Genomic DNA, 20,912 nt, shown 5'->3' on the forward strand with positions numbered 1-20,912 from the left:
GTCTCATGCAACGATTCTCATGGGCACTCGTGGTGTGGGGCCTCCTGACCGGATGCAACGATGAGCCCTGCGATCCGGGCCAGCTCTATCGAGATGGTCTGTGTTTTCCGGCCCCCGCGGACGCCGCGATGAAGGCCGACGGCCTGGCCGAGGAGGCGGGGACGACAGGGGCCTATGGACGCACGTGCGTCGATGACGTGTCCCACGCCGATTGTCAGGCGCCGGCGCCCGTGTGCCTCAAACCGCCGGGTCAGACGGCAGGTTTTTGTAGCGCGGTCGCCTGCGACGCGACTCCAGAGATTTGTCCGAGCGGCTGGCGCTGTGTGGACCTTGCGAGCTTCGTGCCCGGGGCCCCGTGGGCCTGTGTGCCCCTTTAGCACCGAGGCCCGCGCGGTCCCGGGGCCCGGGGGGGACCGCGGTCTCGAGTGACGCGTCGTTCTCGTGCGCTCCTGCCCGGACGGGGCCCCATTGGCCCCTTCGCGAATCTTGCTTTCGTTCTTGTTGACCTGACGCTGCCGCCGAGTAAAGTGCTGCCCCTGACGTCTTCGGTCCGGTACCTGCCAGCGTAGCTCAGTGGTAGAGCAACGGTTTCGTAAACCGTAGGTCGAGAGTTCAATCCTCTCCGCTGGCTCTCTATACCCCCCGGGTACCAGGGCGCGTGAGCCCGGTCTACGGCAGCCGCATCAGGAAGGAACCTCGTCGGTCCACACGCGAAAGCCCTCGAGGGTGTTCGGACCGAAGGTGTTGCTGATCGCCACGTCTGCGGCGTCTCGGCCTCGGGCGATGAGGACCCGGCCGATGCGCGGGGCGTTGTTCCTCGGGTCGAAGGTAAACCACTGTCCCTCGAGATACGCCTCGAACCACCCCGCGAAGTCCATGGGGGCGTAAGGGGGGGGCAGGCCAATGTCCCCAAGATACCCCGTGCAGTACCGCGCGGGGATGTTCATGCAACGGCACAACGCCACCGCCAGGTGGGCGAAGTCGCGGCACACGCCCTTGCGCTCTTGCCATACCTCCCAGGCGGTCTTGAAGGGGCTGGCATGCTCGTAGCCGAACGTGATGTGATCGTGAACGTAGTCACAGATGGCTTGAACCCGTGTCCACCCGGCGGGCACCGACGAGAACAGCTGCCAGGCCACCTCCGAGAGCCGATCGGTCTCGCAATACCGGCTTCCCAGAAGAAAGAGCAAGGTCTCTTCGGGCAACGCTTCGACCGCGTGTTGGCGCGCCTCCGGGACGTAGGCATCCGCAATCCCTGCGTCGTTGATCTGGGCGTCCGCGGTGATCCGCAAACGCCCCGGCGGCGCGACGATGCGGCTACACCAGTTTCCAAACGAATCGCGGTACCCGCGCACGGTGAGCGCGGGATCCGTCATCATGAGGTCAGGTGCCAGCAAGTCCGACACGCGCGAATGATGGACGTTCAACGTCAAGATCATCGGCGTGGGCTGAGGAAAGGAGTAAAGGAGCTCGTAGCCGATGCGAATACGCATGGAGCACCCTAGCACCAAGCCACCCCGGCAGGTCGGCGCAATCAGGCAGGTGCGACGAAAGGCAACCTCGGGGAAACCCGGGGGCTACACGCTTTCGTCGTCGCTTCGCTGGCCGTCAACGCGGAACGGCTGCGCGCAGGGCGGCCAGGAGTGCTTCATCGGCGCCCGAGATCGCCACCGTCTTTTTGCGGCCGGTCTGGCCCCTTTCGATGCACACACGGCCGCGGCTGACGCCGAGTTGGCGCGCAAGGAGTTCGATCAGGGCTTCGTTCGCGGCACCGTCGACGGGCGGCGCCGTCAGAGCCACCTTGAGGCGGTCAGCCACGAGCCCCACGATGCCGCTGCGGCTTGCCCGGGGTTGCACCTGGACGTCGATGCGCAGCACGCCTGCCCGCAAGGAGAGGGCTCGCGCGGCGACGTCCTCGGTGCTCACCGGTTAGCTCGCCACGATGTTGACGATCTTGCCGGGGACCACGATCACCTTGCGCACCGACAGACCTTCGAGGTGCTTTTGCACGTTGGGTTGGGCCAGGGCGGTTGATTCGGCGTCTTCCTTGGACATCGTTCGGGACACCTCCATGCTGGCGCGCATCTTGCCGTTGACCTGAATGGCCATGGTTACCACATCGTCGATGGTCAGAGCCTCTTCGTACCGGGGCCAGGACTGTTCGATGAGGAAGCCGCTTTCGCCGAGCGTGGCCCACGCTTCGTCGCCAAGGTGAGGCGCGAACGGGCCCACCAGTTTCACCAGGGTGAGCAGGTCTTCTCGGCTCGCGCCCTTGGCCGTGAGCGCGTTGACATATTCCATCATCGCGGCGACGGCCGTGTTGAACTGCATGCGTTCGAGATCGTTCGTCACGCGCTTGATGGTCTTGTGCCGCGTTCGCACGTGCAGATCCTCTGGCGGGGCGCTCGCGGCGTTCCACTCTTCCACGAGACGCCAGGTGCGGCGCAGGAACCTGTTGCACCCCTCGATGGCGCGGGGATCCCAGGGCTTCGGCAGCTCGAACTCGCCCATGAACATCTCATAGAGGCGCAAGACGTCGGCGCCGTACTCGTTGACGACGTCGTCGGGATTGACGCCGTTGAGCTTGCTCTTGGCCATCTTCTCGACCTGCACCTCGAGCGCCTCGCCCGTGGCCTTGGCCACAGCTCCCTCCGGGCGTAGCTCCACGTCGCCAAGCTCGAAATAGCGGCCGAGATTGTCCTTGTACGTGTAGGCCAACACGGTGCCCTGGTGGCGTAACTTCTTGAAGGGCTCCTTCGTGCTCACGTAGCCGAGATCGTAGAGCACCTTGTGCCAAAAGCGCGCGTAGAGCAGATGCAGCACCGCGTGCTCGGCGCCGCCAACGTAAAGGTCTACGTTCATCCACTGCTGCTCGGCCTGCTTCGACCAGGGCTCTACGTCGTTGTGGGCGTCGAGGTAGCGCAGATAGTACCAGCACGAGCCTGCCCACTGGGGCATGGTGTTCGTTTCCCGTTTGGCTGGACCGCCGCAGGCCGGGCAGGTGGTGTTCACCCAGGCTTCGATGGTGGCCAGGGGCGATTCGCCCGTTCCGGAGGGTTCGTACCGGTCGACCTCGGGCAAGGTGATGGGCAGCTGCGACTCGGGCACGGGCACGGGGCCTTTGCACGCCTCGCAGTGAACGAGCGGGATGGGTTCGCCCCAGTAGCGCTGGCGCGAAAACAGCCAGTCGCGCAGGCGGTAGTTCACCGTTTTTTTGCCGAGGCCCTTGGCCTCGAGCTCTGCCGTGATCTGGCGCTTGGCTTCGGCGGTGGGCAAACCATCCAGGCGGCCCGAGTTGACGGCCACACCTTCTTCCGTGAACGCGGCGTCTTCCGGGATCGCGCTGCCGTCCGCCGGGGCGACGACCTGTTTGATGGAGATGCCGAACGCCTTGGCGAACGCGTAGTCGCGCTCGTCGTGAGCGGGAACCGCCATGATGGCGCCCGTGCCGTAGCTGGCGAGCACGTAGTCGGCGATCCAGATCGGCGTGCGCGCGCCGTTGACGGGGTTGAGCGCATAGCCACCCGTGAAAACGCCCGTTTTGTCTTTGGCGAGGTCCGTGCGTTCCAGATCGCTCTTGTGGCGGGCGTTGGCCTGGTACGCTTCGACGGCCGCCCTTTGGGCAGGCGTGGTCAGGCTGGCCACCAAGCGGTGCTCGGGCGCCAGCACCATGTACGTGGCGCCATGGAGCGTATCGGGGCGCGTGGTGAAGACGCGCAGCTCGTCCTGGGCGGCAGGGCCTTCGGCCACCTTGAACACCACCTCTGCGCCTTCGGAGCGGCCGATCCAGTTGCGCTGCATCGCCAGCGTGGACTCGGGCCAGTCGACCTCGCTCAGGTCTTCGAGCAGGCGATCGGCGTACGCCGTGATCTTCAGGATCCATTGCCGCAGATCCTTGCGTTCCACCTGGCTTCCGCAGCGCTCACAACGGCCGCCGGTGACCTCTTCATTGGCGAGGCCCGTTTTGCAGGAGGGGCACCAGTTTATGGGGCGCGTGTCCTCGTAGGCCAGCCCCTGCTGAAAGAGCTGCAAGAAGATCCACTGGGTCCACTTGAAGTACTTCGGATCCGTGGTGTTGACCTCCCGGTCCCAGTCATAGGCGAAGCCCACGGACTCGATTTGCCGCTTGAAGTTGGCGATGGCCTGCGCGGTGGTGACCTGCGGGTGAATGCCGGTCTTGATCGCGTAGTTTTCGGCGGGCAGGCCGAACGCATCCCAGCCCATCGGGTGAAGCACGTTGTAGCCCTGCATCCGCTTCCAGCGGCTGAGGATGTCGGTGGCCGCGTAGCCCTCGCAGTGGCCCACGTGAAGCCCGGAGCCGGAGGGGTAAGGAAACATGTCCAGCGCGTAGAACTTGGGCCGGGCAGGGTCGAAGGTGGTCTTGTGCAGTGCGGCTTGTTTCCAGCGCGCTTGCCAGCGGGGCTCGACGGTACGGTGGTCGTAAGGCATGAGAAGCCCGGGATTTTACACGAGAGGGGCGGCCGGCGCGCCCCCGTTACGGTCGGGAGCCGGTCCCCCGCGCAGGCGGATCGGCTATAAAGGCGCCCCATGTCCTCGAAACCACGCATTCTCACTGGCGATACCCCCACGGGCAGGCTGCATCTCGGGCACTACGTCGGCAGCCTGGAGAACCGGGTGGCCCTGCAGGACGCGTACGACTGTTTTTTCATCGTGGCCAACAAACACGCCTTCACCACGCGGGCGGAGCGGCCTGCCGAGATCCGGGAATCGGTGATCGAGATCGTCACGGATTACCTGGCTGCAGGCATCGACCCCGAACGCAGCGCCGTGTTCGTGCAAAGCGAGGTGCCGGCCATCGACGAACTCACCTTCTTTTTCTCGATGCTGCTGCCCTTCAACAGGGTGATGCGCAACCCCACCTTGAAAGACGAGATCCGGGACAAGCAGCTCGGGGATGCCTACCCCTTCGGGTTCCCGCTTTACGCGGTCGGGCAGGTGGCCGACATCCTCGCGTTCCGCCCAGCGCTGGTGCCGGTGGGTGAAGATCAGCTGCCGCACCTCGAGATGACCCGCGAGGTGGCCCGGAAGTTCAACCAGGTCTACTGCGGGGTGGATTCACACACCGAGGACAAAGACCACGTATCGGCGGGGGGGCTGTTTCCCGTGGTGGAGCCGCGCCTCGGCCGCGTCAAGCGCCTGGTGGGCACGGGGGCTCCGGGGCCTGATGGCCGTTTGCAGAAGATGAGCAAGTCGCTGAACAATGCGATCTTCCTCTCCGACGATCCCGATGCGGTTCGCAAGAAGGTGATGGGGATGTACACGGACCCGAACCGCGTGCGCGCCACCGACCCCGGGAACGACAACCCCGAAGAGAACCCGCTGTGGGCTTTCCACGAAGCTTTCAACCCCGACGGCGCCTGGGTGGCGGAGCATCGGCAGATGTACCGCCAGGGTCAGGTGGGAGACGTGGTCATCAAAAAGCGCCTGGTGGAGGTGCTCAATGCGTTCCTTGCGCCCCTGCGCGAACGCCGGCATGCCTACGAGAAGGACCCGGGCGCCGTGCTGGAGGTGCTTCGGAAAGGCACCGAGCGCGCCAACGCGTTGGCGGAGGAAACCCTGGCTTTGGCAAAGAAGGCCATGCGGCAGGATTTCTTCCCCCGCAGCTTGCATGTGGGAGGCCGGTAAATCCCGCACAGCCCCGCTTGGGGGGCTCAGCTCTCGAAGTAGTCCAGATCCTTGCCGTAGGTCTCGTCGAGGGCCATCAGCGCCACGAAGGCCACCACGAGGGTCAGGGCCCCCACGGTGGCGGCCGCGCCGACCAGGCCCAGGGGCGCTTGCAGCTCCCGGAAGATCCAGGTGACCAGAGGTACGGATCCCCGTACGAAGTTCGGCGCGGTGGTGGTGACGGTGGCGCGGATGTTCGTGCCGAATTGCTCGCTGGCGATGGTCATGAACACGGCCCAGTAACCCGTGGCCACGCCCAAGAGGAAGCAGCAGGCGTAAAAGGCGGTGAGCGAGGTGGGGCCCACCGTGAAGTACACGGCGATGCTGGCACCCGTCATCAGGAGAAAGGTGGCGACGATCTTCTTGCGCGTTTTGAAGACCTGGCTGAGCACGCCGCTGCCGAGATCTCCCAGCACGAGGCCCGCGTAGGAAAACAAGATGGCCCGCCCCGCGCTTGGGCGTTCAGCCATGCCGAGGGCGCCCCCCAGCTCGGGGGCCAGCACGATGAGCAGGGCGATCACGTACCAAATGGGAATCCCGATGAGGATGACGCTCAGGTAGCGGCCGAGACGCCGCCCCGTGAGGAGCAGGCTCAGGCTGCCGCGCTTGGCATCGCTTTTCTTCGCGGCGGAGAACATGCCCGATTCGAGCACGCCCACGCGCAAGAGCAGCAACGCCAGGCCAAGGCCGCCGCCGACGAAATAGGCCACGCGCCAGCTCCACAGTTCGCCGACGAACGACGCCACGATCGCGCCCAGGATGCCCACGGACGCCACGATGGCCGTGCCGTAGCCCCGCGTTTCCTTGTGCATGAGCTCGGAGACCAAGGTGATGCCGGCGCCGAGCTCTCCCGCCAGCCCGAGCCCCGCAACGAAACGCGCGAGGGCGTACTGCTGGACGTCCGTCACGAAGCCATTGGCAATGTTCGCAAGGCTGTAACAGATGATCGACCCAAAGAGCACGGACAGTCGCCCCCGCTTGTCGCCGATGACCCCTGCCACGAGGCCTCCCACCAGCATGCCGTACATCTGCACGTCCAGCAGGTGAAGGCCCACCCGGGTGAGCTCGGCGCCCGACAACCCCAAGTCCTGAAGACTCTTGACGCGAATGATGCCGAAGAGCAGCAGGTCGTAGATGTCGACGAAATAACCCAGCGCCGCGACGAGCACGGCCATGGTGACCGCCCGTCGGCCGGAGCCGCCCGCTGAGTGAGTGCCCTCCATGGTGGCCGGCGATATTACCCGGGTCCGGCCCGAGCGAAAGGTTTGCTGCGGGACCCGGGAATAAGTTTCACGCCGGAAACCCGAAGTCGGGTATCTTGCGCGCCGCATGAGCATCATTCATTTCATCGGTGGCGAAAAAGGCGGCGTGGGAAAGTCCGTCGTGGCCCGCCTCGTGGCCCAGCGCTGCATCGACCGCAGCCTGCCCTTCGTGGCCTTCGACGCCGACATGTCCCACGGCGCGCTCCTCCGGCACTACGGCGCCTACGCGCGGGCCATCGACCTTGCCCGCTTCGAGGGCGCCGACGAGATCATGGCTGCGGCTACCGAGGCGCCCCAACGTGTGGTGGTGGACTTGCCCGCGCAGAGCGAGCGCTTTTTGTCCGACTGGATCAAGGACGCGGGCATTTTGGAGATGGCCCAGGAGTGCGGGGTCAGCGTCGTGTTTTGGCACGTGCTCGATGATGGCAAGGACTCCGTGACGACGCTGGAGCGCGTGCTGTCGAGCTACGGCGCGGGCGCACGGTTCGTGGTGGTGAAAAACCATGGCCGCGGACGGAACTTTTCGATCTTCGATCAATCGGCCGTGCGCCAAAAAGCCGAAGCCGGCGGGGCGGTGATCCTGGACCTTCCCGCTTTGTACCCGCCCGTGATGCAGAAGATCGATGAGCGCGATGCCAGTTTCTGGGCGGCCGCCCACAATCCCACGTTTGCGCCCGAAACCTTCGGCCGCATGGACCGCCAGCGGCTGAAGATCTGGCTGCGGTCGGCGGGCGAACAGCTCGATCGGCTGGGCGACGCGTTTTAGGGCATCAACCCGCAGCGAGCCAGCTTGACAGCCCGGCTTCGTTGGGCTTTTCGAGGGCGCCGCGTTCGGTGACGAGCACGTCGATGGCCTCGGCAGGTGTGACGTCGAACGCGGGATTGAAGGCGGTGCATCCTGGCGGAGCGACTTGCTGCCCAGCAAAGTGTGTGAGCTCGGCGGCCGGGCGTTCTTCGATGGGAATCTCGGCTCCCCGGGCAAGGCTCGTGTCGAGGGTTGAAAGCGGCGCCACCACCATCACCTTCACGCCATGCAGGCGGGCCAGCAAGGCCAAGGGGTAGGTGCCCACCTTGTTGGCCACGTCGCCGTTGCGGCTGATGCGATCGGCCCCCACGATGAGCCAGTGCACGCGGCCTTGCCGAAACAGCGTGGCGGCGGCGCTCTCGGTGCTGAGCGTGACCGGTACACCCTCGCGCAGCAACTCCCACGCCGTGAGGCGGCTGCCCTGCATCCAGGGACGCGTTTCACCCACGAAGGCTCCCGCCACGCATCCGCGACGATGCGCCTCCCGGACCACGGCGAGGGCCGTCCCTTCGCCGCCTGTGGCGAGCGCCCCCGCGTTGCAGTGGGTGTAGACCCAGCTGCCGGGCGAGATGAACCGCGCCCCCTGCTGACCCATGGCTGCGCACGCGGCACGGTCTTCGGCGTGGATGGCGCTGGCCTCGGCCTCAAGCCGGGCCTGCGTGGACGCTCCGATCTCTGCGACGCCCTCGAGCAGGCGTTGCATGCGGGCCAGCGCCCAAAAAAGGTTCACCGCCGTGGGCCGCGAGGCGGCGAGCGCGGCGAGGTCGTGGGCCATGGCCTGCGTCTGCCCGTGCTTGCGGGCAGAGAGCACCACCGCATAGGCGGCGGTGATGCCGATGGCGGGTGCGCCCCGCACGACCATGTCGGTGATGGCGGCGGCGACGTCGCGCGCGTCGTCGTAGGCGAGGTAAGTTTCTTCGTGGGGCAGGCGGCGCTGATCGAGAAGGCGCAGGTGGGTGCCGGTCCATACGATCGGCGTACAAGCTACGGGCGTCATGGAGCTTCGTACGCCGAGTAAATGTAGTCGCGGGAGCTCACGCGCTCGTGACAGTTGCTGCACTTGCTTTGGGGCAAGAGCAAGCGCACGTGATCTTCGCTTCCAAAGTTGCGGGTGTATTCATCCCAGCGCCAGCGGCCTTCTTCCTTGCGGGCGCTGGCCACGAGCCAGGTGAAGTCCTGCCCCTCGCGGCGGCTCTCCTTGATGATGATCGTGCCGTCGGGAAAAGGACGCTCGTCGGCCTCGAGGGCCGCTCGCGGAACGTTGCAGGCGAAAACGTTCTTGAAACCCGCGTGCGGATCGCCCTCGTAGGGGGGGATCTCGTCCCGGTTCAACTTTACGCAGCGGGTTTCGTAGCCCGCGAGGTCGGGGGGCAGGGACTCTCCGCATCCGGCACACGCCGAGGCGACGAGCACGAGGACGGCGCAAGGACGAAAGGAGGGGCGCATCGCTCCAGTTTAGCTTCCGGCGCGGACGAAGCCATCGCGACGCGGAGCAGGTGCACCCCTGCCGCAGGGCCGCTAAGCTCATCGCCGATGGGCTTGGCCTTCTTGAGGCGACACGCGTGGAAGATCGCTTGGGCGGTGGCCGGAGGCCTGTGGGCTCCGCAGGCCCGGGCGCAAACCGAGCCCAGCCGGCCGCCGCTTTCAGACGTTCCCGGCACCTTCGTGGTCGACGCCCAGGTGGGGCCCACGTTCCTCCTGAACAGCGAATCGAATGCGCTTCCCCACCTCGTCAAGCCGCTCGTGGCCCTGGCGCTTCGGTACACGTGGCTCTCTTCAGTGGAGTTCGGCGGCCAGGTGCTGGCGCTGCTCGATGTCGACCGCAACTATCGGGTGCTCGGAGCGCTGGCGCAGGCGCGCTACGCTTTGTGGGTGCGGCCGACGTTCTCGCTGGGCGCAAGTCTGGGCATCGGGCCTGGCTACGATGCCAACATCCTGCGCGACGGCCTGAGCGGTGGCGGTGGGCTGACGCTTTACGGACGATTGGCCGCGGATGCGCGCTGGAACGTGGCCCGGGACTACCTTTTGGGTGTGCAGGTTGGCACGACCAACGCGGCCACGGCCGAGCTGGCTTTGCTGGCGGGTCTGCGCCTCTAAAGGACGCAGGCGTTCTCTGCCGCGCGCTCATCACTTTTTCACCTCCTCGCTTGGCAATTCACTGAACCTGTGTTCAGATGTTCAGCAGGAGGTCAGTTCATGTCACAGGATCCCGTCGTGCCCCCCGCTCTGCTCGCGCTGCATGCCATCTTCACGTCCGCACTGCAGGACCTGCGGTTCGGCAACTTCGATGAAAGCGTGCTCGGCGCCGCGATCGCTCAGGTCGCCGCGCGGGCCGACGCCGTGGCCGAAGCCGAAGCGGCCCTTGCCGAGGCCCGCGCCGGTCTGGCGCAAGCGCAGGACGAACTTCTGCACACCGGCCAGCGGGCCCTTGCGTACGCCCGGATCTACGCCGAAGACGATTCAGAGCTGTCGGAGCGGCTTTTGTCCCTGGCGGTAACCGTCGGGGGCCGGGACACGCCCGCCGCGGCGAAGGAGCCGGTTCGCCGGCGGGGCCGGCCGGGGAAAACGCCTGCCAGCGCGCTCTCGATCAGCCTGCCGCTCGGCCCCCCTGCTTCCGGCGAGATGACGTCTGCCGGGGTCGGCTCCCAGGTCTCCTGAACCAAGGCGCCGGCGTGCCTGGCCGGGGCTGCGGCTCGCGGGCTCACCGCATCGTCTGCCGAACCAGCTCGGAGGGGGGGCACAATCGTTCGGTCTCGTCGACCCTAACCCTCGTCGGTTCGCGACAAGAGGTACATGGTCACCGACGAAAGCCGCCACGGACCCGTCCTCCGGCCCGCCTTTGCCCCCCGCGCCGGTGGTGCGTCAAGCTTGGCGGCCACACGGCTGGACCCCTCGAGGCCGGTGACGGCTTGGGGAGTCCGCGCGATGGTGGCGCTCTTCGCATGGGCGGCGGTGGCTTGCAGTGGCACCGTCATGAACGAGGACACCCCGGGCACGGGCGGCAGCGGGGGAGGGTCTGGGGGCAGCTTTGTCCCGACCGACGTTCCCTCGGAACCCGTGGTGAACAATCCCCCTGCGGCCGGGGCATGCAGCAATCCGGTGCGGGATCCCGGCCCCCTCGTGGCCCGCCGCTTGACCCGATGGGAGTACGCCAGTTCCGTCAAGGACGTGCTGGGGGTGGACCTGACCGAAGATCTCGCAAGCTACCCGCGGGAACTGCGGACGGAGGGGTTCTTCAACACCGCCAAGGATCTGCTTCCCACGCTCGACCGCGTGTCTTTGTGGAACGAGCTCGCGCGCAAGGCGAGCGACAAGATCACGAATCTGGAAGCGTTCGTGGGCAAGTACACGAGCTGCCGCGACCCGTCCGCCGCCTGCCGGAAGGAGTTCATCACCCGCCTGGGCGGGGTCCTGGCGCGCCGGCCCCTTCAAGACGACGAAGTTGCACGTTTCTTGCCTGTGTTCGAGGCGGTTGCGTCCTGTGGTCTGGGGTTCGATAGGGGCGCCAAAGCCGTGTTGCAGGCGCTTTTGCAATCCCCACAGTTCCTCTACCGAACCGAGCGGCAAAAGGGGGGCGAAGGCATGTGGAGGGCGCTCGATGGGTACGAGCTGGCGAGCCGCCTTTCGTACCTGGCGGCTGGAACCACGCCCGATCTGACGCTGCAGTCCGCCGCAGCGTCAGGCGATTTGCTTGACGCAGACAGACGCGCCAAAGAGGTGCGCCGGCTCTTGACCACGCCGGGCGGCAAAGCCACCGCGCGTCGGTTTTTGGCCGACTGGTTGACGCTCGACGAGCTCGACACCGTCACGCGGGCGCGGGATCACTTTAGCGAGTGGGACGACAGCCTTAGGCCTGCCTTGAAGGAGGAGGTCCTCCGCCTGGCCGACGACGTTTTGTTCACGCAACGCCAGCCGCTGGCGTCTTTGCTGACGACCACAAAGACCTTCGCCACGCCGGAGCTCGCCAAGCTTTACGGAATGGCCTCCAAAGGCGCAGGATGGCGCGCTTACGATTTGCCTTCGTCCCAGCATCGCCAGGGCATCTTGACCACTCCGGGCGTTCTCATGAGGAGTGGTGGGTCCGCCGAGGCGGACATGATCGCGCGCTCACTTTTCATCTTCCGGAGCATCATGTGCCAAGACGTGCCGCGCCCCCCGGATGGCACCATCACCGCGCCGCCAGCGGAGCTTGCAGGCAGCGGGAAACGGGCGCTGTCCGAGTACCGCGTTGCCGACGCCACCTGTGGCAAGTGCCACCGCGGCTTCGAGCCCCTGGCGTTCGCCTTCGAGCCCTTCGATGGCATTGGTGTCTTTCGCGCAAAGGACGAAGCGGGCCGTGACACACGGATGGACGGTCAATTCCCGGCGATCGGCACCGAGCCCGCGAAGCCCTTCAAGGACGTCGACGAGTTCATCGCGTTGCTGGTCCAACACCCGGAGACGCAAACGTGCCTCGTGAAGAAGCCTCTTCAGTTTGCCCTGGGCCGCGCGCTCGAGGCCCTCGACGAATGCACCATCGAGGACCTGTCGCGCGCCTTGGCGGCGACCGATGGCTCGTACGAGGAATTCCTGGTGGCGTTGGCCCGTCACCCCACCTTTGCCTTCGTTCGCCGCGAGTGAGGACCTCCCGATGAAGAGAACGCTCATGACATACCGCAAGTCCTTCGACCGCCGTACCTTGCTGCGCGGTGCCGGGAGCATCGCCATTGCGCTGCCGTTCCTCGACGGCATGCAGACGCGCAGCGTGTGGGGGGCGGCGGCCGCGCCGCCGCCCCGGGTGGTCACGTTCTTTTTCGGCTTGGGCGTGCGCCCCGAGCACGCGGCGCAGGGGCTGACGGGCCCCTTGGCCCCGCTGGCGCCGTTTGCCTCGAAGGTGGGATTCTCGAAGAATCTGAACCTCGGCACGTCCTCGAGCAGCGCCAACCACGATGTGGGATGCGAGTTCGTGTTCCGTGGAGTCGACAACAAGGGCGCGACCCTCGACCAGTTCGTGCTCGAGCAGCTCCACGGCAGCCAATCCCCCACCGCCATTCGGAGCCTGATCGCGGGGACCTACTCGCGCAACAACGGCAAACGCGAGAATCACTCGTTTCGCTCGAACGGAGGTGTCACGGACTCGGTGACGCGGGTGCCTCAGGCGCTGTTCGATCGGGTGTTCGGGCAATTTGATCCCGGCAAGCCCGCCAACCCACCGCCTAAGCCGACTGAGCCTGGTAGTTGTGAGGCGGACCAGGCCCGTCACATCGAACGTTCCATCCTGGACTCCGTTTCTCAGCAGTACAAATTTTTGACGAGCGAGGCGGGCAATCTGGGCGCGGGCTCGCGGGCGCAGCTGTCTGACCACATGGACAAAATTCGTGAGCTCGAGCTCACGGTTTTTGGTGAGTCCATGAAAATGGCCACGGCCGCGACGCAGTCGGCGTTGAACGCGCAGGTGTGTGGGAAGCCCGAGCGTCCCGGCGTGTTCGACGGGAGCAACTTTAACCGGCTACAAACCAACGTGGGGGACGGCGACGTGGGCAACGACGGCGACGTCGTGTCCATCGCCTGGGCCGATTGGGACAAACTGTGGCGTGCCATGGCCGATGTCTACGCCATGGCGCTCATCTGTGACCGTGCCCGCTTCGGCAACCTCATGTTCACCTCGGGGGGTGAGCGTCTGAGCGTGAAGGGCAGCTACTCCTATGGGGGCCGCACGATCACCTTCGACGATCCCACCACCACGCACGAGTACTGGCATGGCTGGGGTAACGACAAAGGCTACGGGACCATGGGCAGCTACAAGTCGAGAGACTGGGTCGAAAAGCACACGCATCTCGTCATGTCTCGCGCCGCCTATTTCATGGGAATCCTGGATGGCGCGCGCGAGGAGAACGGAAAAAGTGTGCTCGAGAACATGTTGTTCCTCATGTCCACGGAGCTCGGCGATGGCGGCGACAGCCATTCGCTACGCGATATCTTTCATCTGTGGACGGGCGCTGGCGGCAAACTGAAGGTGGGGTCCGGGATCGACTTCGCCGAGATGGATGCCACGAAGGCCTACAACACGATGGCCAAGGGCTTGACCGGCAGAACCATGACCACCACCCACGCACCCGACAGCAAGAGCGAGGGGTGGCTGCTGGCCTGAGTGCCTAACGGGGGCGGCGAGCGCGCCGCCGGACCAGGAGCCCAAGAAGTACGAAGAGCGAGATGGGGCTCGGGCCCAAGCCGGAGCCGGAGAGCGAACAGCCCTGCGCGCCTCGTGTGTCCGACGAGCCTGATCCCGGTTGCCCTCCACCGGGAGCTCCTGGCCCCGCACCAGGGCCCGCGGGCGCGATCGAGGTGTCCCGCACGCCGTCGACGTCTTCGCAGCCGCTGCCCTGGGGTTGACAGGAAGTCCATACCCCATCGACACACTTCCGTTGGCCGGAGCAGGTGAGGTAGCGGCAGCTCTCGGTGGCGCCCGTGGCACAGCGGTCGGGACAGTCGACGCCCGCGCTGCGCGCGCCTCCGCGGATGGCTGCGGCGCGATCCTGGAAGTAGGTGGAAAGCTCCTGGAATCGTTCCTCGTACGAGCCTCCCACTTGGGCCGACAGGGGGTTCTGGCCCCCCTTCCAGATCTCGTTCACCTCTTTTTCGATGAGCGGACGAATGATCGCATCGACACGGCTGAATTCGCTGCTGAGCCGCTCGGGGCGCATCGTCCCGCTCAGCATCTGGCAGGCGAGCTGCAAGTAGCGTTTGTACACATCGTCCTGGCAGAGCATGAGCCGCGCGATCGGATTCGTGCAGTCCGCTTCGAGCGGGTAGCTCGCGCTCCACAGGAACATGCGGTCGATGTCCCAGGGCAGGTAGTGGCGTTTGCCGTTTGGGGGATCGAAGGCGAGGTAGTTGTTGAAGAACTGACCGAAGATCGAATCTGTGTCGCCCAGGATCTGGCGGACCGCCTCTTGGCGCAGCAGCGTGTCCATGTCGAAGGCCTTGTCGAGGCGGGTGGTGAAGTCGGCGCCGTCCGGGCGTTGCAGCGCCAGGATGGCCTCAGCAGCCTCCGTCGTGGGGTTCGGTACGACGTCATCGTGGCGCACGCCGTTGCACTTGCCCGCGCCGGAGACCTTGACGAGGCGCCCCTTGGACGTGCCGAAGCGCTTTTCGAGCGCGGTGCGGTCCATCTCTTCGACGACGATGTAGAGCCCTCCAAACACCGGTGGGTCGTTGGGTTTGTCGTCGAAGTGGACGAAGAGCTGCGCGTATGCCGAACGGCCCGCATCGGGAACCTCTTCGTGAAGGAAGCGCCAGCCCATGTGCTCGGTCAGCAAGACCTGAAGGGGCTCGTCGTCGAAGGTGTTCTGGCCGTTGTTGAGGGTCAGCTTCTTGAAGCCCGCCTTGCCCATGTCCGCGGGCCATCGCTGTCCCATGACGTACTGGTTGAAGTCCAGCTTCAAGCTGGGTTTGAGGTCGGCGAATCTGTCCTTGGGGTTTGGCACGGACGCACCGGCTTTTCGCCGCGCGCCGATGCGCAACCACGTGCCTTCGTCGCCACACCTGAACTGAACGTCCCGGTACGGAAACTGCTCGCAATCGTCCTCGGGGCTGGTGAGGGTGTCGGGGCTGTCGGAGGCGAGGTCCGCCCAGGTCTTGGCGCTCATACGCAAGTGGAAGGTCAGCACCTCGTCGGGGCGGTCGAAGGGATCGCTGCAGCGGGCCTGGACCTCGGGGGTGCCGGCGGCGCCGCACACGAGCCCCGCTCCGACGAGGAGCGCCAGCAGGCCTGCCCCGAACGAGCGCGGGGTCGGGGAGCGCCCGGGCGTCGTGTTCGCAGGGGCGGCCCTGCGACGCGGCCGGACGGAGGCGCTCCCGTCGCGGAGAGGACGGGGGCGTTGCGGGAACGTAGACGACTCCACGTCCAAAAGTGGCGAGTCCAAGGGGGCTGAGCTCAAAATCGTCGCAACGCAGTCCGTCTTCGCCATCCACGCGTCCGCCCTGGCATCTTATGTGAGATGGCAAAAGCAGAGTGGAAGGGCGTGACGCTTGCCGAAAGCAACGACGTCGAGCTGGTCGAGGGCAACGTGTACTTTCCCATGTCGGCGGTGAACCCCGCCCACCTGCGTCCGTCGTCCACTCATACGCGCTGCCCTTGGAAGGGCGAAGCCAGCTACTTTCACGTGGTGGTCGGGGACGAGGTGAACCACGACGCCGCGTGGACGTACCCGCAGCCGCTGCCCGCTGCCCGGCACGTCGGAGGGTGTGTGGCCTTTTGGCGCGGGGTTCTCGTGACCCGCAACGACTGAGGCGGGGGCAGTCTGAGGCCGCTCACGGGTCGACAACCAGGTCGGCCGCCGCCCAGGTCACGCCCCCCCGGCTGTCGCGGACCACGGCCCATAAGCGCACGGGACCGGGCTCCTCGGCAACGAACGTCGTCGTGGCCTCGGTCGGCGGGGACCCGGTCGTCGTTTCGGCCGGCGTCACGCTGCCGCGCGTGGCGTACCAGGACACCCGCAGGCTCTCTTCCGCATCCACGACCTTGGCCAGGGCGGCGTCGTAGCGCACGAAGGGCTCGGCGGCGCTGGCGGGCAGCAGGACGCTGACGGCAAGCGGCTGCCCCGCGCGTGGGGGCCCGCCGATGCGCAAGGGACCTACATCGGGGTTCTGATTGTTGGTGTAGCGGGCGGCAAAGTCGCGCACGGCCGCCACGGGGGCCGGGGGCAGGGGGCAGCGCAGGCGCACGCGCGCCCACGCGGCAAAGCCGGTGGGAGGCGATGCGAGCACCGGGAGGTGGTAGCCACCCGTTGCATCGGGCGTGGGGGGCCGTAGCGGCGTTTGGGCGTTCGGGGCGGGCACGGGGCCGAAGGTGACGCAGGCGTCTTGGGGGACCACGAAGGTGAGTGGACGTTCGGGTGCGGCCTGCCCGAGGGCAGAGCGGGCACCCGGGGCACCCGAGGCGCACGAGGCGGCCACCACGAAGGTCTCGTCGAGGGGTCGGGGTTGGGTGCACGCGAAGAACGAGAGCGTGGGCGCGTTTTCCGGGGTGGGGCTGGCAAAGAGAGCCCGCAGGGTCACCGTTTGCCCGGGGGCGGCCTCGGCGGGTGTGGCCTCGACCGCGAGCACCACGGGCGTGTCGATGCGCGACACCGGCCCCTCGAACGTGGGCACACACGCCGAAAGGCCAATGGCCCCTGCCCCGAGGCGCCAGCCCTTCACAGTGAAACTTTCCCGCCCGCCAGGGCCAAAAAGGGCAGCCCCGTCAGCGCGCCGCTTTCGGTGAAGTCGTGGTTGAACACCCTCTCGACGACATTCGTGTGGTTGGTCACGTTGACCAGGTCCAGAAAGAGGGATAGCTCGGTACGCTCCCACGAAAACCGCCGCTCGAGGTGCAGGTCCCACTGAAAGAACATGGGCAGGCGCTCGCCGCCCAGGGGGCCGAAGAGGGGGCGGTAGCGGGCGGCCGCAGCGTCGAACGCGGCACCGATCACGGGCGTCACGGGCAGCCCCGAGCTCCAGCGCAGCCGGCTGCTGAGCGTGACATGAGGCCGGGCGTGCCACACGAGCTGGGCTTCGAGCCGATGGGGCTCCTCGAAATCGAAAGGGCGCCAGCGCGCGTCGGTCTCGCTGCGCCGCTGGCTGTGCGTGAAGGTGTAAGCCAGCTGCCCCGCGAGGCCCCGCCAGGCTTTTTGGGTGAGCGCCACGCGAACGCCGAAGGTGCGGCCCTGGCCGCGCGCGACGAGGGCGTTCGCCACGGGCGGGAAAGCCTCGGCGGGGCGCAGCGCGATGCGATCGGACAGGCGTGCGAACACGAGCGGTTCGAGGTGGGTTCCCGCGGAAGAGCCCAGATCGAGCCCCGCCAGAAAGTGGAGCGCCCGCGCAAAGGGCAAGCGGGGGTTGCCGAACACGGCCGACAGATCGGCGCCGCTCGGAGGCTGCTGGTGAACGCCGGCGGCCAGCCGATAGGACAGGGCCGTGGCTGCACGCCCGAAAAGCTCGAGGCGCGGAGACAGCGGTGTGGCGAGGCGGGACGCCCCGAGCGGCACGGCCTGGCTGGAGGCGGGCAAGATGGGGTCGACGGTGATGACCGTGGGCTCGAACCGCAGGCCCGGCCGCAGGCGCAAGAGCTCCCCCCACAGAGCAAGATCGGCCTGCGCGTAGAGCCCGGCCACGTAGACGCCGGTCGACCAGGTGTCGCTGGCCACGTCGTCGTTGGGCAGAAGGCCAAAGACCCGTGGATCGCCTTCACGGGGCGGAACGCCCAACGTACCCACGCGGCGGAGGGACTCTCGACGGAGCTCGGCGTCGGCGCCCACGGTCAGGCGGAAGGCGGGCGGCCCGAAGTCCTGCGCAAGGCGGGCCCCGGCGCGTTTGGCCTGCACCGCACGGCGGGTCTCGTGACCACCGAGCTGCGTGCGCAGCTCGCTTTCGTCCTGTCCGGCCCACAAGGACAGCCGGGAGCGCCCGCTGTCCCCTTCGTGAGCAAGGGCCACGCGCCAAAAGCGCAGGGTGGAGCGCTCCTCCGTGGCGTCGATCCGACCCGGGAGCGCCAGGCGGCGCGCGACCCTTTCGTTGGAAACGAGGGCCCACAAGGTGGTGCGTCCCCGGCCTTCGTGGCGGGCCTGGAGGAAGAGGTCGCGGTCACGCGGCAGGGGCACAACCCGGGCGATGCGCCCGGAGACCGCGCCCAAGCTTTCGTTCGCGAAGCCTTCCCGATACGAGGCGACGAGGGACCACGCGTGGGCGGTGTGGCTCATGCCGAGCTGCGCGTCGAGGGGGTTCAAGCTGGCGCTGCCGTGCGTGCCGGGCGGCCCCGAGCGGCGGGTGGACACGCGGAGCAAACCGCCGGTGCCCAAGCCGTGGGCGGCCTCGAAGGCGCCCGGGTCGAGGCTGAGCGCGGCCACGAGGGGCTCGGGCACGACGCTGCGCAGGCCCCCCGCGTGCAGGAGCACGGGCACGGGCACGTCGTCGACGAGGATGCGGGTCTCGTCGGGTGTGGCACCCCACACGATCACGCCCCGTTCCCCTGCGGGCGCGCGGGCCGTTCCGGGCAAGGTGCCTACCGCCAAAACCGGATCTTGGGCAAGGCCCGCCACGACGCGGGCGTCGTCGCTGCGGAGCTCCGGGCGTCCGATGCTTGCGGCGGCGTTGCGGGCGCGGGGCAGGTGCACCGTGAGCTCTTCGTCGACGTCGCGGCGGCGCGCGGGGGCGCGGGGCGGTTCCGGGGGCGTCGTCGTCACGGGTGGGTCCAACGCGGGGCCGCGGGGCGCGGGCGGCACGAAGGACACTTGGTAGCGGACGCGCACGGGCACGGGGTGCCCGTTGCGGGTGGCGGGCGCAAACGTCGCGGCCTCGGCGGCGGCGCGGGCAGGGACCGTGAAGGCGGACTCCGGGCTCTCGAGCACCTGGGCGTCACTGACCCGCCCCGTCTCGTCGATCTGGATCTGCAGGGTCACGGTGACGGGTCCCGTTTCAGGCGGGATCCCGGCCGGCCAGGGCGCTTCGGGCGCCGCGAGGAGCGCGGGAGGCACGAGGGACGGCGGCGCTTGTGCGTCGGCGCGGGCCACGCCGCCGAGTCCCAGCGCCGCCAGCACCACGGCGGCGGCGAGGCGCCTCACGGTGTTTGCTCCACGTTGAGCGCCACGCTGTAGCGCTCGGGCACGGGCTGGTCACACCGAAGCGCCGGCAAAAAGCGCCAGCGCGCAAACGAAGCCGAGAGCGCGCGCCGCACCTCGGGGGGCACGTCGCCGCGCACGTCCACCTGAAAAACCTCGCCCTGCGCGCTCACCGCAAGGTCCACGACGAGTCGCCCGCTTGGCACCACGAGGTCATCAGGCCACTGCAAAGGCGTTTTGCTTGCAGGCGTGGGCGCGCGGCTCAGGCAGGGGCCGGGGGCGGGGGTGGCCACGGGTGTGGTCGTCCGGGGCGTGGGAGCCGAGAGTGTGGTGTCGAGATCCACGACGGGGCCCAGGGTGGCACCCCCGGGCGCTTCGCCGCGAAGGTCCGCGGGGGCCGGGCGGGGCCTCGGCATCCCCCCCCGGGGCTTCGCAGGGGCACGGGTCGGGGGGCGCGAGGGCTCTGCACCCGTGGGGGGCGCGTCCTCCGGCGCCGGTGTTGCGGGCGGCACGAGGTTCACCTCCACGGCGACCTCGGGGGGCTTCGGCGGCGGAGGCAGGCCCCACGGCTTCGTGAAGGCCCAAAGCGCCGCCAGGCCCAAACCATGAACGCCCAGGGAGACGAGCGTGGCTCTCGCGGTTCCGCGCGCGCGCTGGGCTCGTTTCGCCCCCCCGGACCTTGTCGCCCTCATGGCGCGACCCTCACCTCCATCAGCCACAGACCCGGGGGCGCGTCGGGAAAACCGGTGCGCCGGGCGTCTTCGGGGTAGAGCACGCCTTCGGCGCGGCCCCCGACGGTGCCGTGACGAAGGGCCAGCGCGCGCAAGCTCACGCGCCCCTCACCGCAGGCCGAGGCCAAGCGGGCGTACACCTGGTAGGCGCCCGGCGTGGGTTCGGTGGTGAACCGGAGCGCTTCTTCCTGGCGGCCCTGGGGCACGCAGCCCGCCACGGCGTCCCGATCGATCCCGCCCAGGGGGCCCTCGCCAGGGCGTGTGGCGATGCGCGTCGGATCCAGCGTGAGCCCGGTCGGTGTGGTGACGACCAGATCCACGTCGGCGATGCGATCCCAGGCCAGCGCAATCTCGAGCGGAGCCGGCGGCGCGTCCGTGCGCACCGGCAGCGCGCGGACGGTGACGGGGCCCGGTCGCCCCTGCGTATCCCGGGCTTGCACCCGGAGCGTTTGAGGCACGCGGGGCAGATCGAGGCCGAAGGCCAGGACGGCCGAAAAATCGAAGGTGTTGGGCACCACGGGGCTTTCGAGCCCCACGGGCGTCACGTAGTGGCCGGCGTCGCCGCCGAGGCCCAGCGCCACGGCGTAGGTCCCGGCCGCCGCCCGGCCCAACACCTCCACGCCGGCCTGCCCGGGCGCCACCTCGTCGACGCGCAACTCGAGCGTGAGGATCTCCGGCCCTCCGCCGGCCTCCGGCAAGGGGCCCACGACACGCTGGGCACCTGCCACGTGCAGCCACGACGCGGGCGCAGGTCCCGCGGCTTCGCCACCCCCGCAGGCCAGAAGCCCACAAAGACCCGTGAGGGCGAGGGCCAGGCGCCCCCGATGTCCGGCGATGCGGCCCCGATTCATGC

The 20,912-nt window shown here is 67.7% G+C and carries 19 protein-coding genes and 1 tRNA gene; 9 read left to right on the top strand and 11 right to left on the bottom strand.

What is annotated here, in order from left to right:
* Nucleotides 1–5: 5 nt before the first annotated feature.
* Both KA712_01990 and KA712_01995 read left to right on the top strand, forming a co-directional pair.
* Complete coding sequence (locus tag KA712_01990; protein MCG5051709.1) at nt 6–377, top strand: hypothetical protein; 372 nt, start codon at nt 6–8, stop codon at nt 375–377.
* Nucleotides 378–559: 182 nt separating this feature from the next.
* Nucleotides 560–631 (top strand) — tRNA-Thr (locus KA712_01995).
* Between the two features lie 52 nt (nt 632–683).
* Here the strand turns inward: KA712_01995 and KA712_02000 are convergent.
* The 3 genes from KA712_02000 to leuS all read right to left on the bottom strand — a co-directional run bounded on the left by KA712_02000 (nt 684) and on the right by leuS (nt 4,449).
* Nucleotides 684–1,493, bottom strand: a complete 810-nt coding sequence (locus KA712_02000; GenBank protein ID MCG5051710.1) for a transglutaminase family protein — start codon at nt 1,491–1,493, stop codon at nt 684–686.
* A gap of 115 nt (nt 1,494–1,608) precedes the next feature.
* The gene (locus KA712_02005; protein MCG5051711.1) at nt 1,609–1,890 is read right to left on the bottom strand and encodes a DUF167 domain-containing protein; all 282 of its coding nucleotides are present in this window, start codon (nt 1,888–1,890) and stop codon (nt 1,609–1,611) included.
* Nucleotides 1,891–1,929: 39 nt separating this feature from the next.
* The gene (gene leuS, locus KA712_02010) at nt 1,930–4,449 is read right to left on the bottom strand and encodes a leucine--tRNA ligase (GenBank protein ID MCG5051712.1); all 2,520 of its coding nucleotides are present in this window, start codon (nt 4,447–4,449) and stop codon (nt 1,930–1,932) included.
* Nucleotides 4,450–4,548: 99 nt separating this feature from the next.
* Between leuS and trpS the strand changes: the two genes are divergently transcribed.
* Nucleotides 4,549–5,646, top strand: coding sequence for a tryptophan--tRNA ligase (gene trpS / locus KA712_02015; protein MCG5051713.1), 1,098 nt, complete (start codon nt 4,549–4,551; stop codon nt 5,644–5,646).
* A gap of 26 nt (nt 5,647–5,672) precedes the next feature.
* Here trpS and KA712_02020 read toward each other — a convergent pair whose 3' ends face one another.
* Nucleotides 5,673–6,908 carry an MFS transporter gene (locus tag KA712_02020; GenBank protein MCG5051714.1) on the bottom strand — a complete coding sequence of 412 codons (1,236 nt, stop codon included), beginning with the start codon at nt 6,906–6,908 and terminating at the stop codon, nt 5,673–5,675.
* 106 nt (nt 6,909–7,014) lie between these two features.
* Here KA712_02020 and KA712_02025 point away from each other — a divergent pair, with 106 nt between their 5' ends.
* Nucleotides 7,015–7,713: a hypothetical protein gene (locus KA712_02025; GenBank protein MCG5051715.1), complete on the top strand. Its 699-nt coding sequence runs from the start codon at nt 7,015–7,017 to the stop codon at nt 7,711–7,713.
* A gap of 4 nt (nt 7,714–7,717) precedes the next feature.
* On the opposite strand, the gene mtnA is transcribed toward KA712_02025, so the two are convergent.
* A complete protein-coding gene (gene mtnA / locus KA712_02030) occupies nt 7,718–8,749 on the bottom strand; it encodes an S-methyl-5-thioribose-1-phosphate isomerase (GenBank protein MCG5051716.1) in 1,032 nt (343 codons plus the stop codon).
* Nucleotides 8,746–9,198 (bottom strand): cytochrome P460 family protein, encoded by a 453-nt coding sequence (locus KA712_02035; protein ID MCG5051717.1) that lies wholly within the window; start codon nt 9,196–9,198, stop codon nt 8,746–8,748. Before KA712_02035 ends, mtnA begins: the two co-directional genes overlap by 4 nt.
* 87 nt (nt 9,199–9,285) lie before the next feature.
* Here KA712_02035 and KA712_02040 point away from each other — a divergent pair, with 87 nt between their 5' ends.
* The 4 genes from KA712_02040 (at nt 9,286) to KA712_02055 (ending at nt 13,882) form a co-directional block, all read left to right on the top strand.
* Nucleotides 9,286–9,849 carry a hypothetical protein gene (locus KA712_02040; GenBank protein MCG5051718.1) on the top strand — a complete coding sequence of 188 codons (564 nt, stop codon included), beginning with the start codon at nt 9,286–9,288 and terminating at the stop codon, nt 9,847–9,849.
* Nucleotides 9,850–9,948: 99 nt separating this feature from the next.
* The gene (locus KA712_02045) at nt 9,949–10,410 is read left to right on the top strand and encodes a hypothetical protein (protein MCG5051719.1); all 462 of its coding nucleotides are present in this window, start codon (nt 9,949–9,951) and stop codon (nt 10,408–10,410) included.
* 135 nt (nt 10,411–10,545) lie between these two features.
* On the top strand, nt 10,546–12,372 hold the full coding sequence (locus tag KA712_02050; GenBank protein ID MCG5051720.1) for a DUF1592 domain-containing protein: 1,827 nt from the start codon (nt 10,546–10,548) through the stop codon (nt 12,370–12,372).
* Between the two features lie 25 nt (nt 12,373–12,397).
* Complete coding sequence (locus KA712_02055) at nt 12,398–13,882, top strand: DUF1552 domain-containing protein (GenBank protein MCG5051721.1); 1,485 nt, start codon at nt 12,398–12,400, stop codon at nt 13,880–13,882.
* A 4-nt stretch (nt 13,883–13,886) separates the two neighbouring features.
* Here KA712_02055 and KA712_02060 read toward each other — a convergent pair whose 3' ends face one another.
* Nucleotides 13,887–15,656, bottom strand: a complete 1,770-nt coding sequence (locus KA712_02060) for a CotH kinase family protein (protein MCG5051722.1) — start codon at nt 15,654–15,656, stop codon at nt 13,887–13,889.
* A gap of 75 nt (nt 15,657–15,731) precedes the next feature.
* Between KA712_02060 and KA712_02065 the strand changes: the two genes are divergently transcribed.
* A complete protein-coding gene (locus KA712_02065) occupies nt 15,732–16,022 on the top strand; it encodes a DUF427 domain-containing protein (protein ID MCG5051723.1) in 291 nt (96 codons plus the stop codon).
* Nucleotides 16,023–16,044: 22 nt separating this feature from the next.
* On the opposite strand, the gene KA712_02070 is transcribed toward KA712_02065, so the two are convergent.
* The 4 genes from KA712_02070 to KA712_02085 are packed head-to-tail and all read right to left on the bottom strand — an operon-like array spanning nt 16,045 to nt 20,910.
* Nucleotides 16,045–16,932, bottom strand: a complete 888-nt coding sequence (locus tag KA712_02070) for a hypothetical protein (protein MCG5051724.1) — start codon at nt 16,930–16,932, stop codon at nt 16,045–16,047.
* Nucleotides 16,929–19,331 carry a TonB family protein gene (locus tag KA712_02075; protein ID MCG5051725.1) on the bottom strand — a complete coding sequence of 801 codons (2,403 nt, stop codon included), beginning with the start codon at nt 19,329–19,331 and terminating at the stop codon, nt 16,929–16,931. Before KA712_02075 ends, KA712_02070 begins: the two co-directional genes overlap by 4 nt.
* Nucleotides 19,328–20,020 (bottom strand): hypothetical protein, encoded by a 693-nt coding sequence (locus KA712_02080; GenBank protein MCG5051726.1) that lies wholly within the window; start codon nt 20,018–20,020, stop codon nt 19,328–19,330. Before KA712_02080 ends, KA712_02075 begins: the two co-directional genes overlap by 4 nt.
* Nucleotides 20,017–20,910, bottom strand: coding sequence for a hypothetical protein (locus tag KA712_02085; GenBank protein ID MCG5051727.1), 894 nt, complete (start codon nt 20,908–20,910; stop codon nt 20,017–20,019). Before KA712_02085 ends, KA712_02080 begins: the two co-directional genes overlap by 4 nt.
* Between the last annotated feature and the right edge of the window lie 2 nt (nt 20,911–20,912).

Source organism: Myxococcales bacterium (genome assembly GCA_022184915.1).
In the GTDB taxonomy this organism is placed as follows: domain Bacteria; phylum Myxococcota_A; class Polyangia; order Fen-1088; family Fen-1088; genus JAGTJU01.

Bases quoted from the DNA above. Each gene is read 5' to 3' on its own strand.
- KA712_01990 (MCG5051709.1), top strand. From the start codon at position 6: ATGCAACGATTCTCATGGGCACTCGTGGTGTGGGGCCTCCTGACCGGA.
- KA712_02000 (MCG5051710.1), bottom strand. From the start codon at position 1,493: ATGCGTATTCGCATCGGCTACGAGCTCCTTTACTCCTTTCCTCAGCCC.
- leuS (MCG5051712.1), bottom strand. From the start codon at position 4,449: ATGCCTTACGACCACCGTACCGTCGAGCCCCGCTGGCAAGCGCGCTGG.
- trpS (MCG5051713.1), top strand. From the start codon at position 4,549: ATGTCCTCGAAACCACGCATTCTCACTGGCGATACCCCCACGGGCAGG.
- KA712_02020 (MCG5051714.1), bottom strand. From the start codon at position 6,908: ATGGAGGGCACTCACTCAGCGGGCGGCTCCGGCCGACGGGCGGTCACC.
- KA712_02025 (MCG5051715.1), top strand. From the start codon at position 7,015: ATGAGCATCATTCATTTCATCGGTGGCGAAAAAGGCGGCGTGGGAAAG.
- mtnA (MCG5051716.1), bottom strand. From the start codon at position 8,749: ATGACGCCCGTAGCTTGTACGCCGATCGTATGGACCGGCACCCACCTG.
- KA712_02035 (MCG5051717.1), bottom strand. From the start codon at position 9,198: ATGCGCCCCTCCTTTCGTCCTTGCGCCGTCCTCGTGCTCGTCGCCTCG.
- KA712_02040 (MCG5051718.1), top strand. From the start codon at position 9,286: ATGGGCTTGGCCTTCTTGAGGCGACACGCGTGGAAGATCGCTTGGGCG.
- KA712_02045 (MCG5051719.1), top strand. From the start codon at position 9,949: ATGTCACAGGATCCCGTCGTGCCCCCCGCTCTGCTCGCGCTGCATGCC.
- KA712_02050 (MCG5051720.1), top strand. From the start codon at position 10,546: ATGGTCACCGACGAAAGCCGCCACGGACCCGTCCTCCGGCCCGCCTTT.
- KA712_02055 (MCG5051721.1), top strand. From the start codon at position 12,398: ATGACATACCGCAAGTCCTTCGACCGCCGTACCTTGCTGCGCGGTGCC.
- KA712_02065 (MCG5051723.1), top strand. From the start codon at position 15,732: ATGGCAAAAGCAGAGTGGAAGGGCGTGACGCTTGCCGAAAGCAACGAC.
- KA712_02080 (MCG5051726.1), bottom strand. From the start codon at position 20,020: ATGAGGGCGACAAGGTCCGGGGGGGCGAAACGAGCCCAGCGCGCGCGC.
- KA712_02085 (MCG5051727.1), bottom strand. From the start codon at position 20,910: ATGAATCGGGGCCGCATCGCCGGACATCGGGGGCGCCTGGCCCTCGCC.